Raw genomic sequence first — 17197 nt, 5'->3', positions numbered from 1 at the left:
GGGCGGTGCTCTCCGGCGTGGTTACTGCGGCGCTGCTGTCGGAAACCTTTCCCACCCGCGCCCGCTATACCGCTTCGGCCATCACTTACAACGTTGCCTACACGGTATTTGGCGGCACGGCGCCGCTGATGGCCACCTGGCTTATTAGCGCCACGGGCAGCAGCAGCGCGCCGGCGTTTTATCTGGCGGCGGTGGCGCTGCTGGCCCTGGCGGGCGGGCTGTCACTGAGGGAGACATCGCGGATTTCGCTGCTGGAAGAGGCCGCCGCGCCCGTCCCGCGCCGCGGCTTTCGCGGCGCGGAACCCGACGTCGGACGGTAGTCGCAGCTAGCGCAGGACGAGCACTCCGGCAATAAACGGCGCGGTTCGGCTCTCTGCGTGCTGCGCGATCGCTTCCGGCTCGCCCGCGACCACCAGGCGACCGCCTTCGTGGCCCGCGCCGGGTCCGATATCAATCACCCAGTCTGCCTGCACCACCGCGCGCATGTCGTGCTCGATAATGACCGCGGTATTGCCGGCATCGACCAGCCGCTGGAGCTGAACCATCAGCCGGTCCGCATCCGCGGCGTGCAGGCCGGTGGTGGGCTCGTCAAGAATGTACAGCGTGTGCCCGCGCTGGCTGCGCTGCAGCTCGGTCGCCAGCTTGATCCGCTGAGCCTCGCCGCCGGAGAGTTCCGTCGCCGGTTGCCCCAGGCGCAGATAACCGAGACCGATATCCGCCAGCAGCCGCAGGGGACGCGCCACCGGCTCCACATCGGCAAAGAAATCGCCGGCTTCATCCACCGTCATGTGTAGCACTTCGGCAATATTGCGGTCCCGCCAGCGCACCTCCAGGGTCTGCGCGTTGTAGCGCGCGCCGTGGCAGGTCGGGCAGGGCGCGTACACGCTCGGCATAAACAGCAGTTCGACGCTGACAAAACCTTCCCCTTCGCAGGTCTCGCAGCGGCCTTTCGCCACGTTGAAGGAGAACTGCCCGGCGTCGTAGCCGCGCCGCTTCGACTCGGGCGCAGCGGCGAACAGCTTGCGGATGTGATCGAACAGCCCGGTATAGGTTGCCAGGTTAGAGCGCGGCGTCCTGCCGATGGGCTTCTGGTCAACCTGCACCAGCCGCCGCACCGCGTCGGTATCACCGCCGAGAGTACCGCCGGTTTTCTCGCTGAAGTCCGGCGCGTCGCCGTCGCTGTCGGCAGGCTCGGGCTCGCGGCCCAGCAAGGCCTGCACCAGCTCCGGCAGGGCCTGGGCTATCAGGCTCGATTTCCCGGAGCCCGAGATGCCGGTTACCGCGGTAAGAACCTGCAGCGGAATATCGGCATCCACGCCCTGCAGATTGTGGCGGCGAATGTCCCGCAGCTGCAGCCAGCCTGCGGGCCTGCGCCGCCGCGACGCCGGGGGCGGAACCTGATTAAACAGGTAGCGCGCCGTTTGCGAATCCTCTATCCCCTTGAGCCCGTCCGGCAGACCGCTGTAAACCACGTGCCCACCGCGCTCGCCAGCCTGGGGGCCGACATCAACCAGCCACTCGGCACGGCGCATCAGATCCAGGTCGTGCTCTACCACGAAAACCGAGTTACCCGCGTCCCGCAGCTTCTCCAGCGCGTCATAGAGCGCGTGGCTGTCCGCGGGATGCAGGCCCGCCGAAGGCTCATCCAGCACGTAGACCACGCCGAACAGCATGGCGCTGAGCTGGGTCGCCAGCCGCAGGCGCTGGTATTCACCGGCGGAGAGCGTCGGCGCGGCGCGCTCCAGCGTCAGGTAGCCGAGCCCCAGCTTTTGCAACTGTACGAGCTTGTCCATCACCGCCGTGGCCAGACGCCGGGCCGCAAGCTGCTTTTCGGCGGAGAGCGCGGGAGTACGGCGCACGTCCGGGGCGCTGGCGTGGTCGGGCTCTCCCGCCTCTGTGCGATCGCGACGATCCCGGGCGGTAACCTGATGATCCACCGTTTCGCCGCCGCCGTGGGCGCTGAAGTCCCCGTGGGTAAGGGGCAGCAGCAGGGCGGCCAGCTGGTCGAGAGAGAGCCGGGCAAACTCGCCGATATCCACGCCGGCAAAGGTGACGGAGAGCGACTCCGCTTTGAGTCTTTTTCCGTGGCAGTCAGGGCACAGGCGGCCTTCCATATAGCGGGAGACACGCTTTTTCATGTTGGCGCTCTGGGTGCTGGCAAAGGTGTGCAGCACGTAGCGGCGGGCGCCGGTATAGGTGCCCATGTAGCCCGGCGTCAGCTTCTTATCGAGCGCCTCGCGGGTTTCCTGCGGACTCAGTCCCGGATAGACCGGCACCGTCGGCGTTTCTTCAGTGTAGAGGATCCAGTCCCGCTGCTTTTGGGGCAAATCCCGCCACGGAATATCAATGTCGTAGCCGAGCGTCACCAGAATATCGCGCAGGTTCTGGCCGTGCCAGGCGGGCGGCCACGAGGCAATGGCTTTTTCGCGGATGGTCAGAGTGGGATCCGGCACCATCAGCGCTTCGGTAACATCGTAAATATGCCCCAGCCCGTGACAGGTCGGGCAGGCGCCCTGCGGCGTATTGGGGGAGAAGTCTTCGGCGTACAGCATCGGCTGGTCGGGCGGATACGCCCCGGCGCGGGAGTACATCATCCGCACCAGGTTCGACAGCGTGGTGACGCTGCCCACCGACGAGCGCGCATTGCCGGTGCCGCGCTGCTGCTGAAGCGCCACCGCGGGTGGCAGGCCGTCAATGGCGTCCACATCGGGAACCCCTGCCTGATCGATCAGGCGCCGGGCGTAGGGCGCTACCGATTCAAAGTAGCGCCGCTGGGCCTCCGCATAGATAGTACCGAAGGCCAGCGAGGATTTGCCCGAACCGGACACGCCGGAAAAAACCACCAGCGCGTTGCGCGGAATAGAGACATCCACGTCTTTCAGATTATTCTCCCGGGCGCCGCGCACCACGACGGCTTCTTTGGCCGTTACGGCATCCGGGGGGAGATCTGCTATTTTTTTCGACATCATTGCTCCTTTTTGGCGCAAACCGGCCCGGGGCGGCATCTGCCGCACTGCGCGGCGACCCCGGCGGGGATCCGGATGCTTTTGGAAATCCGTAAGACAGCAGCAAGGATAGCCGATGTCGGCGGCGGCCGGGGCCATATCGTGCCCTCTATCGCCAGGGTTATGTCTGAGATCAACGGTTAACACGCTGCAATTGCGGTTTTTCTCGCGCTGGCGGACGCAAACTTTCTCAATAATACGCTACGCTTTTTTTAACCTCTTCTGTCAGAGGGCTTTTCCGGGCCCGCACACAGAGACAACAGCGTAAAACAGTGAGAAAGCCCCGATGAACGTCAGCCATGAAGATGATGTAGCTCACCTCTGTGACGCGCTGGAAAAACGACTGCAGCAGCTTTTGCCGCCCTGCGAGCTGCACGGTGCGGTGTATGCCGCCATGCGCGATGCCACGCTGGCGGCCGGCAAGCGGATGCGTCCGCTGCTGCTGCTGCTGGCGGCCCGGGATATGGGCTGCGATATTGACCGCTCCGGAGTTGTCGATCTGGCCTGTGCCGTGGAAATGATCCACGCGGCATCGCTGGTGCTCGACGATATGCCGAGCATGGATAACGCCATGCAGCGCCGGGGCAGGCCGACAATCCACTGCCAGTACGGCGAGAATGTCGCCATGCTTGCCGCCGTCTCGCTGCTCAGCCAGGCTTTTGGCGTCATCGCCCGCGCGCCGGATCTGGCTCCGGAGGTGAAGTCCCAGGCCAGCGCGGCGCTCTCCGTCGCCATTGGCCATCTCGGGCTGGCGCAGGGCCAGTTTCTCGATCTCTCCGCGTCGCACAACAGCGGCGACGTGGAGGCCATCATGCTGACGAACGAATTAAAGACCAGCAGCCTGTTTGACGCCGTGCTGCAGATAGCGGCTATTGCCGCAGGCGCCCAGCCGCTGGCTCGCGAACACCTGCGCAGCCTGGCGCGGGAGATGGGCCAGGCGTTTCAGCTGATGGACGATCTGGCGGACGGGCTGAGCCATACCGGCAAAGATGCCCACCAGGATCGCGATAAAAAGCGCGTCACGCTGGTGGCCGCGCTCGGGGCCGAGGTGGCTTACCATCGCCTGTGCCAGCACATGCGCCGCGCCGACAGCCATCTTCTCAACGCCTGCACTGCCGGGCGCGCAACCCAGCGGTTTATACATGCCTGGTTTAACAAATATGCCGTTTTCATTGGCCAGCAGGGGCCGTACTCCTTGTCGGAGGCGCGATGATGCGGCCAATTCAGCGTAATGCCGTTTATGCCGATGGCATTCTGCACCAGGCCCCGCGCGTCGTGACACTATGAGCCATTTCGCGGTTATCGCACCGCCCCTGTTCAGCCACTTTCGCGCCCTTGAGTCTCTGGCCCAGGCGCTGCTGGCGCGCGGCCACCGGGTGACGTTCTTCCAGCGGCCGGAAGCGCGGAGCCTGCTGACCGATCCGCGCATCGGGTTTGTCGCCGTGGGCGGGCCAGCTCCGGATGCCGGGCTATTTTCCCACGTCTCGGGCGTCGGCCTGATGAGGCTGATTGATGCGCTGGCTGCCAATACGGACATGCTGTGTCGCCTGCTTCCCGCCGCGCTGGAGCAGGCGGGCGTTGACGGGGTGATTGCCGATCAGATGGAGGCTGCGGGCGGGCTGGTTGCCGAGGCGCTGGATCTCGGTTTTGTCTCGGTGGCCTGCGCGCTGCCGGTGAACCGCGAAGCGGGGATCCCGCTGCCGGTGATGCCGTTTGGCTACGCCACCGATGATAAAAGCCGGAAGCTGTATGCCTCCAGTACCGAAGTGTACGACTGGCTGATGCGCCGCCCGCGCCGGGTTATTGCCCGTCACGCTGCGGCGTTCGGGCTCTCCCCCCGGGACGGTCTGCACCAGTGCCTGTCGCCGCTGGCGCAGATTGGCCAGACCATTACCGGGTTTGATTTTCCACGGACGCTGCCGGCCTGCTTTCATGCAGTGGGCCCGCTGCGCGGCGGCATGACGCAATCCGTCGCGACTTCCGGCAGCGGGAAACCGCTGATTTTTGCCTCGCTCGGCACGCTGCAGGGTCACCGCTATTCGCTGTTTCGCACCATCGTCCGCGCCAGCCGCCGGGCAGGCGCACGCCTGCTGATCGCCCACTGCGGCGGGCTCAGCGCCCGGCAGGTGGCGAAGCTGCGGCTGCCGGACGTGGAGATCGTGGATTTTACCTGCCAGCCGGCGGCGCTGCGCCAGGCGAGCGTTGCCATTACCCACGGCGGTCTGAATACCGTGATGGATGCCATCGCCGCCGGAACACCGGTGCTGACCATTCCGCTGGGATTCGACCAGCCCGGCGTTGCCGCCCGGGTGGTGTATCGCGGCATCGGGCGGCGGGCCTCGCGCTTTGCCACCCCGGGGGCGCTGGCGTCCCATCTTGATGCGCTGTTGACTCACGATCGCTACAGGGGCTGCCAGCGGGAGCTGCAGCGCCAGCTTGCCTGCGCCGGCGGCGCGTCGCGGGCGGCAGAGATAGTAGTGCGGGCGCTGAATACCCGGCGTCCGGTGATTGCGGAGTACTATGGCAGCTGAACAGTGGGATCTTATTTTAGCGGGTGGCGGGCTGGCGAACGGACTTATCGCACTGCGCCTGCGCGAGCGGCGTCCCAAACTGCGCGTGCTTATGCTGGAGGCGCAGGACGCGCCGGGCGGCAACCACACCTGGTCTTTTCATCACGACGATCTGACGCCTGAGCAGCACCGCTGGCTTGCGCCGCTGGTTTCGCACCGCTGGCAGGGCTACGACGTGCGCTTTCCGCAGCTGGTGCGGGGGCTGGAGAGGCCGTACTACAGCATTACCTCCGAACAATTTGCGCAAGTCATGCGCGCTGCGCTGGGGGAAAACCTGCGGGTAAACGTACCGATAGCTTCGCTGTCGCCGACCTTGGTCACGCTGGCTGATGGCTCATGCCTGACGGCGGGGGCGGTGATCGACGGGCGCGGCTACCGGCCGGAACCGGCAGTGATCACCGGCTCGCAGGCGTTTCTCGGCCAGGAGTGGACGTTGCGCGCGCCGCACGGCCTGACCCGGCCAATATTGATGGATGCCGACGTGGCGCAGGGGAACGGCTACCGTTTTGTGTATACGCTGCCGCTCTCCGCCACCCGGCTGCTGATTGAGGATACCCACTACGTTGACGACAGCGGGCCGGATGCCGCCCGGGCGCGGACGCACATCCGCGATTACGCCGCGCGGCAGGGCTGGATCCTCGACGAAATGCTGCGCGAAGAGCAGGGCGTGCTGCCGATTACCCTGGCGGGGCGCATCGATCGGTTCTGGCGACAGCGCGACGGCCAGCCGTGCAGCGGCCTGCGCGCCGGCCTGTATCACGCGACCACCGGCTACTCGCTGCCGGATGCGGCGGCGCTGGCGGAGATCGTTGCCGCCCAGCCGGATCTGCGCGCCCCGGCGCTGTTTAACGCTATTCGCCAGTTTGCGCTGACCCGCTGGCGCCGTCAGCGCTTTTTCCGGGTGCTGAACCGGATGCTGTTCCTTGCCGGGCCTCCGGCGCGGCGCTGGACGGTAATGCGCCGCTTTTATCAGCTCGACGATGGGCTGATTGCCCGTTTTTACGCGGGCCGGCTTACGGTTGCCGATCGGGCAAGAGTCCTGATCGGCAAACCGCCGGTCCCGGTGGGGGAAGCTCTCCTCGCCATTCTGAAATGTACGCCCCGACTAAGAGCACACAATAATGGATAAAACTGTAGTCATTGGCGCCGGTTTCGGCGGTTTAGCGCTCGCTATCCGCCTGCAGGCGCAGGGAATTCCGGTTCTGCTGCTGGAGCAGCTCGACAAGCCGGGCGGCCGGGCCTACGTGTATCAGGATCGGGGGTTCACCTTCGACGCGGGGCCTACGGTAATTACCGATCCCACCGCTATCGAGGCGCTGTTTACGCTGGCCGGTCGGCGGATGGCCGACTATGTAGATCTGCTGCCGGTGACGCCATTTTATCGCCTGTGCTGGGAGAGCGGAGACGTGTTTGATTACGCCAACGAAAGCGGCGATCTGGAGCGGCAGATCGCCGCGTTCAATCCGGCAGACGTTGAGGGCTATCGCCGCTTTCACGCCTATTCCCGTGAAGTATTTAACGAAGGCTATTTAAAGCTGGGGACGGTGCCGTTTTTGTCCTTTCGGGATATGCTGCGCGCCGGACCGCAGCTGGCGCGGCTGCAGGCGTGGCGCAGCGTGTACAACACCGTATCGCGTTTTATTCAGGACGAGCGGCTGCGGCAGGCGTTTTCGTTTCACACGCTACTGGTGGGCGGCAATCCGTTTGCCACCTCCTCGGTGTATACGCTGATCCACGCTCTGGAAAGAGAGTGGGGCGTCTGGTTTGCCCGCGGCGGTACCGGGGCGCTGGTAGAGGGGCTGGTCAGGCTGTTTCAGGATCTGGGGGGCGAAATCCGGCTTAATGCCAGGGTCACCGGGCTGGAGACGGAAGGTAACCGGGTCAGCGCGGTGAAGATTGGCGACGCGGAGCGGATCCCGGTCGCGGCTGTTGCCTCCAATGCCGACGTGGTACACACCTATGAAAAGCTGCTTGGACATCATCCGGTCGGTAAAACCCGTGCCGCCGGGCTCAAACGCAAGCGGATGAGCAACTCGCTGTTTGTGCTCTATTTCGGACTCAATCACCATCACGCGCAGCTGGCACACCATACCGTCTGTTTCGGGCCACGTTACAAGGCGCTGATCGAGGAGATCTTTCACGGCGCTACGCTGTCGGAGGATTTTTCGCTGTATCTGCACGCCCCCTGCGTCACCGATCCCTCTCTCGCGCCGCCGGGCTGCGGCAGCTATTACGTGCTGGCCCCGGTGCCGCATCTGGGCACCGCCGATCTTGACTGGGCGATTGAGGGCCCGCGGCTGCGGGAGCGGATTTTCGACTATCTGGAGCAGCGCTACATGCCAGGACTGCGCAGCCAGCTGGTGACCCACCGCATGTTTACGCCGTTTGATTTTCGCGATCGGCTGGGGGCCTGGCAGGGCTCGGCGTTTTCTCTCGAACCGACGCTGCGCCAGAGCGCGTGGTTTCGGCCGCACAACCGCGACGCGCAGATCGCCAACCTGTATCTGGTGGGTGCCGGAACCCATCCGGGAGCGGGGATCCCCGGTGTTATAGGCTCTGCCAAAGCGACGGCGGGACTGATGCTGGAGGACCTGGCCCGATGAGCGAACCGCTGATGGACTATGCGGCGGAGACGATTGCCGTGGGCTCGAAGAGTTTTGCCGCGGCCTCTTCACTGTTCGATTCGGCAACCCGGCGCAGCGTGCTGATGCTCTACGCCTGGTGCCGCCACTGCGATGACATCATCGACGGGCAGACGCTGGGATTTGACGCCGCGCCGCCGTCCGCGGAAGAGGCCGCCCGGCGGCTGGCCCGGCTTAAGGAAAGTACGCTGCGCGCCTGCGCCGGCGAGCCGGTAGAGGAGCCGGCATTCGCTGCCTTCCAGGACGTTGCCCTGCGCCACGATATCGGCCCGGGGCTGGCGCTGGCGCATCTGGAAGGATTCGCTATGGACGCGCGCGGCGCGCGTTACGATACCTTCGACGATACGCTGCAGTACTGCTATCACGTTGCGGGCGTGGTGGGGTTAATGATGGCGCGGGTGATGGGCGTGCGCGACGAGGCCGCGCTGGATCGGGCCTGCGATTTAGGGCTGGCGTTTCAGATGACCAATATCGCCCGGGATATCGTGGAGGATGCGCACGCGGGGCGCTGCTATCTGCCCCGTGAGTGGCTGGACGAGAGCGGGATCTCCCCGGACAGGCTGACGGATCCTGCCAACAGGCGGGCGCTGGCCCAGGTGGCGCAGCGGCTGGTACAGGCCGCCGAACCCTATTACGCCTCCGCTCACGGCGGACTGGAGAGTTTGCCGCTGCGCTCGGCCTGGGCTATCGGCACCGCCCACGGCGTCTACCGTCAGATTGGGCTTAATGTCGCCACCGCCGGGCCGCGGGCCTGGGACCGGCGGCAGGGCACAACCCGGATGGAGAAGCTGGGGCTGCTGGTGAAAGGTGCGGCCAGCGCGCTGGGTTCACGCATTGGTTCATCGGCTGCGCGTAATCCGGCGCTGTGGCAGCGCCCGCAGGTTTAGCGTTCACGGCGCGCGCGGCGCAGGCGCTCCCGCAGCGTCTGCTGCAGCCTGGCAACTGCCGGGGCGTACAGAAAGCCGAACGATACCGCCCCTTCTTTTCCGTGCACGGCATGATGCAGGCGGTGCGCGAGATAGAGACGCTGTAAATAGCCCCGGCGCGGCACGTAGCGAAACGGCCAGCGCTGGTGCACCAGCCCGTCGTGAAAAATAAAGTAGATAGCGCCGTAGATTGTCATCCCGGCACCCACCCACTGCAGGGGCCACGCCCCGGCGCTGCCTGCGGCAATCAGCACTATCGCCAGCAGGGCAAACACCACCGCGTACAGATCGTTAAGCTCGAACCAGCCGCGTCTCGCCTCGTGGTGCGAGCGGTGCCAGCCCCAGCCGAAGCCGTGCATGATGTAGCGATGTGCGAGGTTGGCGACCAGCTCCATCGCCAGGACGGTGAACAGGGTGATGAGAACATTCCATAACATCAAAAAGGCGGCTCCTTGTAGGATTCGGCGCCGCGCTCTTTTCGGAGGGGCCGACAGCGCGGCGTAGTAAAGCATAAGTGATAAATGGCGGAATGCGAGCGGAGGGGGTGTGCCGGCACCGGGGAGTCGGAATTCTGTTCGAATTATTCAGAATATAAAGGCGTCACGAAATGCTTCTAGCGCAACAACAGAATCACCTGATGCCCAGGCTTCAAGGGCGACCACGCCTTTGTAGTTAATTTCCTTCAGTGCGCGAGCCACAGCCCTATAGTTAATTTCACCGGTCCCCGGCTCTTGACGCCCTGGTACATCAGCAACCTGAATTTCCCCAATATGTTTATTGCATTTGCGGATCAGCTCAGTCAGGTTACCCTCACCAATTTGGGCATGATAAATATCCAGATTCATTTTCATATATGGGCTGTTTACTGCGCACACCAAAGCCATCGTTTCCGCCGCTTTCGCAAAAGGTGTTCCCGGATGGTCAACAGCCGTGTTCAGGTTCTCCAGCGTAAAAACTCTCCCTGACTTCTCACCCATTACAGCGAGATCGGCAAGCGTATTCCTCGCCTTTAGCCACATTTCACCGGTTACAATTTCAACAGGTTTTACAGGTAAACCGCGATTGTCCAGCCCGGTACCGTGCAGGTTGAGAGACGGACAATCGAGTTTACGGGCGACTTCAAGTGACAAACTGGCGCTGGAAAGCAGATTATCAATCCCTTTCTCGTCGGTCAGATTACCTGAGATATAGCCGGTCATAGAGGTAAAGCGTGCGCCGGTTTTTGCCAGTGCGTCTATATCTTTTGGGGTCCAGTCCCAAATCTCAACGCCGAAACCCATAGCATCAATACGTTTAACACGTTCAATGAATGGCAGGTCGAGGAAAACCATTTCAGCGCATACTGACAGTGAGTAAGTCGACATATTTATATCCTTAACGTTCAATAGCTGAGATCGTTGGTTATTTGTGTGAAACGGATTCTGGTATTACACGCGCCCGCTGTACGTGAGCAAAACGACGAGATTTGGTGAGCGTAAGCGGATCAATACGCTCTGGTGAGACGCCTTTAGTTTTCGGAAGAAAACGCTCCGGGCTCCGGCGATGCACCCCAGAATAGGGTTTGAAACTAGCCAACCCCTTTTTGCAGGCGTTAGCGATAAATGTTCAGTGAGTGGGCCGATGACACCTGTGATGGCCGAGGCGTCATAGCCCAGGATGATCAGGCTTAGGGATGCGATGGCTCATATAACAATGAGGCAGAGTACGTCGCACTTTTGCTTTGGTATTTCGAATACCTCTAGGCTGGTATTTTTGTTTCCTTTTTCTTGTGTGCAGAAATCCTTTTTGATTCATCATTTTAACAAACGTATATTCATGTTTTACAAGTAATTAAAATCAGACGTCGATCACGTTTCGTTTTTAAAAAATACATATTTCCAATACGCGATCGGGATCGGTGTTTTATTTTTATTTTTAGTGAAATTTTCTAACCAATTTCTGGTCTGGAATGAAGGGATGAGAACTGATTGCCCGCTGAACAGCGGTGGCAGGCTTCGCTTATGCGCTTAGAGTGCGGAAGCCATCAAGCGGGGAAGGAGGGCATTGCAATGCAGTGGGACGGAAGTACTAATATCAGGCCGGGCGGGGAAGTTGCGGAAGTCCGGTTTTTGCCTGAGACCTTAATTTCTGATGGTGAAGAGAGTTAAAAGTGTCGTTCCTGGTAAGTACCCGACATTATTCATTCATAAATGCGCGATGTCAGCCATAACACCGCGCATTTTCTCAGCTCTTAAACAAATTTTTCAGCGTATGCGGCTGGCAGCGCAAATACTGATTCGGTGCGCTTACCTGGGCACCAAGCGTCGCCGCCGCATGCCACGGCCATCTTGGGTTGTACAGCGCGCCGCGGGCAATGGCGACAAAATCCGCATCGCCGCTCGCGACGATAGCTTCCGCATGTTCCGGCTCGGTGATCAAACCGACGGCCACCACCGGGATGTTCACCGCATTTTTAACCGCCCTGGCCAGCGGAACCTGGTAACCAGGATAAACTCCAATTTTCTGATCGGGATGCAGCCCGCCGCTGGAAACGTGGATAACATCAACACCGCGCGCCTCCAGCATTTTGGAGAATGCGACGGCTTCCTCAAGGTTAAAGCCACCCTCGACCCAGTCCGTGGCGGAAATCCGCACGCTGATGGCTTTATCCGCAGGAAATGCTTCCCGCACGGCATCAACAACTTCCAGCGGAAAGCGGGCTCTGTTTTCCAGCGAACCGCCGTAATTATCCGTGCGCTGGTTGGTCAGCGGGGACAAGAATTGATGCAGCAGATAGCCGTGCGCGGCGTGGATCTGAATAAGGTCGATGCCAATTCTGGCAGCACGCTTTGCTGCTTGCGCAAACTGGTCGCGGATTTTAGCTAAATCATGGCTTTCGAGGGCTAAGGGGATTGTATAACCGTCGCTGTAGGGCATCGCCGAAGGGGCTACCGTCTGCCATCCACCTTGTTGGTCAGGAGGGATCTGGCCCTGCTTATCCCAGGGCTTATAGGTTGATGCTTTTCTGCCGGCGTGAGCGAGCTGAATACCCACGGGAATATCTGACCATTTACGAATGGTTTTCAGCACCCCGGCCATAGCTTGTTCGGTTTTGTCATCGTAAAGCCCGACATCGGCAAAGGTGATGCGCCCTTCAGGGGAAACGGCGGCTGCCTCAATGGTGAGAAGACCCGCGCCCGACAGCGCCAGATGTCCCAGGTGCAGGCTGTGCCAGTCGGTCATACAGCCATCTTCAGCGGAGTACTGGCACATAGGGGCGATAACAATGCGGTTTTCAAGTTCGAGATTGCGGATGCGTAAGGGGGTAAACAGTTTTGGATTTGCCATTTAATCACTCCGGATTACGGCGTCAGAAGCGCGCATTAACGCTGGCTTCTTCATGCCTGCTCATAAAGGAAATAGTTCAGTAACGGTCAGCGTAAGCGCGCGATCGTCAATAAATTGCACGACGTCGGTAAAATGCGGCTGGGCTTTGTGCACTTCAAGAGCAGCAGCATCTGCCCACGTCTCGATGATAACGATGGTCTCCTGCTTTCTGAATACATCATAGCGAATGCAGCCGGTCTCACCGGGGCTTTTAATGGCAAGGTTATTTAACAGCGGGGTTATCTCTGACAGTATTTCCTGCGGAACGGTTAACTCGGCAATCAGATTTTTTCTCACAACGCCTCCTGTAAAAGTGGAGATAATGCGGGAACGGCACCGGTGCCGTTTGCGTATGCATAAACATAAGGTATCTACTGCGTCAAAAGAATCGTCCGCCTCTGCAAAGGCGTATTGCTTCCTGTGCAATACTCGATGGCCAGATTCTTCTCCGGCAGGATTACGCCTCTTCCGCCTCCGGGTTGAGGTGCTCCTTGAGGAAATCCACAAAGATTTTTACTTTACGGGTATCGCGATGGGTTGGATGGTAAACGGCATATATCCCTGAGTTATTGTCGCCGTCACTGACCTCCGCACGCCACGGGGAGAGGAGTTGTACCAGCCTGCCGCTGCTCAGGTCCTTTTCAATCAGCCAGTCGGGCAGTAGCGCAATCCCGTAGCCGTTCAGTACCGCTTCCCGCAATATTTCTGCATTGTTGCATTTCAGCGTACCTTTCACATCAACCGCAGCGCGTGTTGCACCATCGAAATACCATCTCGTTTTACCGGAAGAGTAGGAAAACAGCAGGCAGTTATGCTCTTTAAGATCCCCGGGCGTTTCTGGCGTCCCCTGTATTTGTAGATACTCAGGGCTGGCACAAACGCAGCGTTGCTGCGGACGCAACCTTCGGGCTATCAGATTGGGGGATTCGATATTCCCCAGTCGGACAGACAAATCCAGGCGCTTTTCCACCAAATCGACAACTTCATCCGTGAGCGTCAGGTCGAGAAAAATTAGCGGATAGCGGCGAGAGAAAAGGGCGAGCAGCGGCGCAACGTGCAGCCTGGCAAAGGAGACGGGCAGGCTGATGCGTAAGATGCCGCGGGGCTCTCCTCCCCGGTCGCGCACTTCCTGATTTGCGTATTCAAGGTCGTGAATGATCCTTACCGTATGTTCGTAATAGGTTTGTCCTGCCGTGGTCAATGTAACGTGACGCGTGGTGCGGGTCAGTAGCCGCGTACCCAGCTGTGTTTCCAGGCTGTCAACCTGCCGGGTGACGGATGAAGTGGCCAGCGACAGTTTCCTGCCAGCTGCGGCGAACCCTCCTTCTTCAACCAGTGTGATAAAGGCGTGGAGCGATGCCAGCATGTCCATTCTGGTATACCTTCTGTTCTATTGTTGCGTCGGTTGCAAAGCTGATATTCAATTTAACCACATTATCACCAATCATTAACAATGCTAATGTTCTCCGCACTGAGAGGTGAAAGATGAAAATATCCATTTCTGTTACGTCTGATTTTATTTGTCCCTGGTGCCGCATTGCGGAGGCGCGTCTGGAGAAGGTACTGCGTATGCTGCCGTCCGGAGTGGTTGTTGATGTTGACTGGAAGCCCTTTGAACTCAATCCCGATATGCCAGCAGAGGGTGTAGACAGAAGAACGTACCGCAGCACCAAATTTGGCAGCTGGGAATACTCCCTCCGGCTCGATCAGCATACGGTTGATGCGGGCCGCGCCGACAACGTGATTTTTAACTATTCGGCAATTCAACGGGTGCCTAATACCTTTGCCTCACACCGGCTGATATCGCTTGCTGCCCCGGGTGTAGAGAAAACACGGCTGGTAAAGCGTATTTTTCAGGCCTATTTCGAAGAAGGTCTGGATATTGGCAACGTTCATATCCTGAGCGGGTTAGCTGAAGAGTGCGGCATGAACCGGGAGGACGTTCTCAAATTTCTGAGTGGTCATTCAGGCGTAGAGAACTTGAGGCAGCAGGAAGCCCGCGCGCGTCTGGACGGTATTAACAGCGTTCCATTTTTTGATATAGCCGGCACACGCGTATCTGGTGCTGTTGGGGCGGATTTACTTTATCAACACATTATGGGTGCTTACCATCATGGAAAAGGAGAATGCGATGAGCATTAAGGTGCATTCAAAAAAACGGGCGCTGATTGTCGGAGGTTCATTAGGCGGGCTTTTCGCAGGAGCCATGCTGCAGCAGGCGGGATGGGATGTGGATATTTTTGAACGCTCACCCCGGGATCTCGATAGCAGGGGGGGCGGTATTGTATTGCAGCCCGAGGTTGTTGAATTAATCAGGCGAAGTGGTATTGAGCAGGACTGGAATAATCTTGGCGTGCGCTCAGCGCGCCGAATATTTTACCGTCCTGACGGTTCCGTTGAGCATGCTCTGGATGCGCCTCAGGTGCAAACTTCATGGTCACGCATCTATTCGCTGATGCGCTCAACGGTAGATGACGACCGCTATCACAAAAATCAGGTACTCAAGGATATCCGTTTTCCCGAAAGTGACCGTGTCACCGCTTTGTTCGAGGACGGTTCGGAACAGACAGGTGATTTGCTGATTGGCGCAGACGGCAGCGGCTCTCAGGTGAGAAAACTGCTTTGGGATGATGTCCCTGAGTATGCCGGATATATTGCATGGCGCGGGCTGGTGCCAGAAACTGACATGCCTGAGCTCGCCAGAACGTCGCTTCACGGCGATTTTGCGTTCGCAAATAACACGGGATCGCACATCCTGGGCTACCTTGTTCCCGGAGAGAATAGCGATCTTCGACCAGGCCATCGCCTCTATAACTGGGTCTGGTACAGGGTAGTTAGCGACCTCCAGCGTGAAGCGATCATGACGGGCAGCGATGGCATATCGCGCAGTTACTCTGTGCCGGAGGGATTGCTAAAAGATTCCTGGAAAGCGCATCTGCGTGATGAGGCAGTCGCTTTTCTCCCACCCGGATTTCGCGACATCGTTAAGGCTACAAGAGAGCCCTTTGCTCAGGCGATCCGCGATCTGGCCGTTGAAAAGATGGTGAAGGGCAGGACAATCCTGCTTGGCGATGCCGCCTCTATACCACGGCCACATACGGCAGCGAGCACCTCAAAAGCTGCCGCCAATGCGCTTGCACTGGCTGATGCACTTAGCGCTTTTCCTGATGATACGGACCGGGCGCTGGCAAAATGGGAAGGTGAACAAGTGCTTCGCGGAAAATATTTGCGGGCAATGGGGACCAGCATCGGAAATCGACTGATGTTTGGTGAGGCTGCCATTTTATCATGATGATAGTCGCCGATTTGGGGACCGGCTCTCTGTCCTTTGAACCGGCACGTTCATAAAACCTGTTCGGCTTCATTTTATATCAGGTAAACACTGCAAATGCCCGTGGCGCACGCCGCGCTGGGAGATCACATCATCGGCAAAATGCTGCACATCGCCCATATCGCCTTTCAGCACGGCAATTTCCAGACAGTCGTCATGATTGATATGGACGTGCAGCGTGGCGACGGACAAATCGTGGTGGTGATGCTGGGTGGAGACCAGTCGGCTGGCCAGGTCGCGTTTCTCATGTTCATAGACATATGAGAGCACCCCGAAGCCCCGGGTGCCGTGCTCCTGCAGCGTTTCCTGCGCCAGCGCGCCGCGCAGGATGTCGCGAATCGCTTCGGAACGATTATTGTAGCCGCGGCGCTCGCTCAGGCTGTCGAGGGTTTCCAGTAAATCGTTATCGAGAGTAATGGTAATACGTTGCATTTGATTTTGACCTTACATTGTTGAACGGCGGCGCGCAGGAAAGGCGGGCAGTATCGCGTTTTGTAGCCTGCGCCCGGCGTCTGATGAAAACGTTAATGTCTCGCCCACGCTCCGGGTCTCGACGATTTGCCCCTCGTCCATGACCATCACCCGCTGGCAAAAGCGCTCAACCAGGCGCAGGTCGTGGGTAATGAACAGGCAGGCGGTGCCAAACTGCTGCTGCAAATTTTTAAGCAGATCGATTATGCCAGCCTGCAGTACGAGATCGAGGTTTGATACCGCTTCATCGAGGATCAGGAGCTTAGGTTCCACCGCCAGCGCCCGCGCCAGACAGATCCGCTGCAGCTGCCCGCCGCTCAGCTGCGAAGGGCGCTTATCGAGCACGCTATCGTCAAGACCGACGGCATGAAGCATATGGCTGGCCCGCGCCGTTTGCTCGGTTTTGCTGAGCGACAGCAGGTGACGCATGGGCTCACGGATAATTTCACGCACGGTTTTACGCGGGTTAACCGCACTGATGGCGTCCTGAAACACCATCTGAATATCACGGAGAAATGCTTTTTTCTTTGCGCGGTTCAGCTGCGATAGCGGCGTTCCCCGCCAGCTGACGCGGCCTTCCGTTGGCGATTCCAGACCGATGAGCATACGCGCAAGGGTGCTTTTTCCGCAGCCGCTGCGCCCCAGCAGGGCAACTGTTTCACTGCTTTGCAGATTAAAAAAGACGTCTTTCAGAACCAGCTGATGCTGGTGGCTATCGCGAAGTCCCGCGTGCGGATATTGATGCGAAAGCGCCGATACGCTGAGCAATGTCATGATGCCAGCTCCATTCCGTAAAGGGCGAGATGCGCCGCCACCAGATTGCGGGTTACGGTGTGTCGCGGCGAGCGAAAGAGGGTATCGACATCACTGTGCTCGACAATTTTAC

At 59.7% G+C, this 17197-nt stretch carries 15 protein-coding genes and 2 pseudogenes; 8 read left to right on the top strand and 9 right to left on the bottom strand.

Annotation, left to right across the window (positions count from 1 at the left end):
• Positions 1 to 320 (top strand): annotated as a pseudogene (locus QZ766_RS08310) (MFS transporter); the annotation flags it as partial.
• Between the two features lie 6 nt (positions 321 to 326).
• On the opposite strand, the gene QZ766_RS08305 reads toward QZ766_RS08310, so the two are convergent.
• Entirely contained in the window at positions 327 to 2966 is a 2640-nt protein-coding gene (locus tag QZ766_RS08305; protein ID WP_297200078.1) for an excinuclease ABC subunit UvrA, read from the bottom strand.
• Between the two features lie 325 nt (positions 2967 to 3291).
• On the opposite strand from QZ766_RS08305, the gene QZ766_RS08300 reads away from it, so the two are divergent.
• The 5 genes from QZ766_RS08300 to crtB all read left to right on the top strand — a co-directional run bounded on the left by QZ766_RS08300 (position 3292) and on the right by crtB (position 9104).
• Positions 3292 to 4218 (top strand): polyprenyl synthetase family protein, encoded by a 927-nt coding sequence (locus QZ766_RS08300; protein WP_297200075.1) that lies wholly within the window; start codon positions 3292 to 3294, stop codon positions 4216 to 4218.
• A gap of 70 nt (positions 4219 to 4288) precedes the next feature.
• A complete protein-coding gene (locus QZ766_RS08295; protein WP_297200073.1) occupies positions 4289 to 5536 on the top strand; it encodes a glycosyltransferase in 1248 nt (415 codons plus the stop codon).
• Positions 5526 to 6704 carry a lycopene beta-cyclase CrtY gene (crtY, locus tag QZ766_RS08290; protein ID WP_297200070.1) on the top strand — a complete coding sequence of 393 codons (1179 nt, stop codon included), beginning with the start codon at positions 5526 to 5528 and terminating at the stop codon, positions 6702 to 6704. The genes QZ766_RS08295 and crtY overlap by 11 nt, the downstream gene beginning before the upstream one ends.
• Positions 6697 to 8178, top strand: a complete 1482-nt coding sequence (locus tag QZ766_RS08285; RefSeq protein WP_297200067.1) for a phytoene desaturase — start codon at positions 6697 to 6699, stop codon at positions 8176 to 8178. Before crtY ends, QZ766_RS08285 begins: the two co-directional genes overlap by 8 nt.
• Positions 8175 to 9104, top strand: coding sequence for a 15-cis-phytoene synthase CrtB (crtB, locus tag QZ766_RS08280; RefSeq protein ID WP_297200063.1), 930 nt, complete (start codon positions 8175 to 8177; stop codon positions 9102 to 9104). Before QZ766_RS08285 ends, crtB begins: the two co-directional genes overlap by 4 nt.
• Here the strand turns inward: crtB and QZ766_RS08275 are convergent.
• From QZ766_RS08275 to QZ766_RS08255, 5 genes are all read right to left on the bottom strand, one after another.
• Positions 9101 to 9580 (bottom strand): sterol desaturase family protein, encoded by a 480-nt coding sequence (locus QZ766_RS08275; RefSeq protein ID WP_297200061.1) that lies wholly within the window; start codon positions 9578 to 9580, stop codon positions 9101 to 9103. The two genes, crtB and QZ766_RS08275, sit on opposite strands and share 4 nt — an antisense overlap.
• A gap of 147 nt (positions 9581 to 9727) precedes the next feature.
• Complete coding sequence (locus QZ766_RS08270) at positions 9728 to 10507, bottom strand: TIM barrel protein (RefSeq protein WP_297200057.1); 780 nt, start codon at positions 10505 to 10507, stop codon at positions 9728 to 9730.
• An 859-nt stretch (positions 10508 to 11366) separates the two neighbouring features.
• Entirely contained in the window at positions 11367 to 12470 is a 1104-nt protein-coding gene (locus QZ766_RS08265) for an NADH:flavin oxidoreductase/NADH oxidase (protein WP_297200054.1), read from the bottom strand.
• 60 nt (positions 12471 to 12530) lie between these two features.
• A complete protein-coding gene (locus QZ766_RS08260; protein ID WP_297200052.1) occupies positions 12531 to 12806 on the bottom strand; it encodes a putative quinol monooxygenase in 276 nt (91 codons plus the stop codon).
• Positions 12807 to 12966: 160 nt separating this feature from the next.
• Entirely contained in the window at positions 12967 to 13881 is a 915-nt protein-coding gene (locus QZ766_RS08255) for a LysR family transcriptional regulator (RefSeq protein ID WP_297200049.1), read from the bottom strand.
• Positions 13882 to 13994: 113 nt separating this feature from the next.
• On the opposite strand from QZ766_RS08255, the gene QZ766_RS08250 reads away from it, so the two are divergent.
• Positions 13995 to 14651, top strand: coding sequence for a DsbA family oxidoreductase (locus QZ766_RS08250; protein WP_297200047.1), 657 nt, complete (start codon positions 13995 to 13997; stop codon positions 14649 to 14651).
• Positions 14641 to 15801, top strand: coding sequence for an FAD-dependent monooxygenase (locus QZ766_RS08245; protein ID WP_297200045.1), 1161 nt, complete (start codon positions 14641 to 14643; stop codon positions 15799 to 15801). Before QZ766_RS08250 ends, QZ766_RS08245 begins: the two co-directional genes overlap by 11 nt.
• A 69-nt stretch (positions 15802 to 15870) precedes the next feature.
• Here the strand turns inward: QZ766_RS08245 and nikR are convergent, their stop codons facing one another.
• From nikR to nikD, 3 genes and pseudogenes are all read right to left on the bottom strand, one after another.
• On the bottom strand, positions 15871 to 16272 hold the full coding sequence (nikR, locus tag QZ766_RS08240) for a nickel-responsive transcriptional regulator NikR (RefSeq protein ID WP_297200042.1): 402 nt from the start codon (positions 16270 to 16272) through the stop codon (positions 15871 to 15873).
• 12 nt (positions 16273 to 16284) lie between these two features.
• Positions 16285 to 17085, bottom strand: coding sequence for a nickel import ATP-binding protein NikE (gene nikE / locus QZ766_RS08235; protein WP_297200039.1), 801 nt, complete (start codon positions 17083 to 17085; stop codon positions 16285 to 16287).
• Positions 17082 to 17197: pseudogene (gene nikD, locus QZ766_RS08230) on the bottom strand (nickel import ATP-binding protein NikD); the annotation flags it as partial. The pseudogene nikD and the gene nikE, both read right to left, overlap by 4 nt.

Source organism: uncultured Pluralibacter sp. (genome assembly GCF_913775985.1).
GTDB lineage: Bacteria > Pseudomonadota > Gammaproteobacteria > Enterobacterales > Enterobacteriaceae > Pluralibacter.
This window is presented reverse-complemented; position numbering and strand designations above follow the sequence as displayed.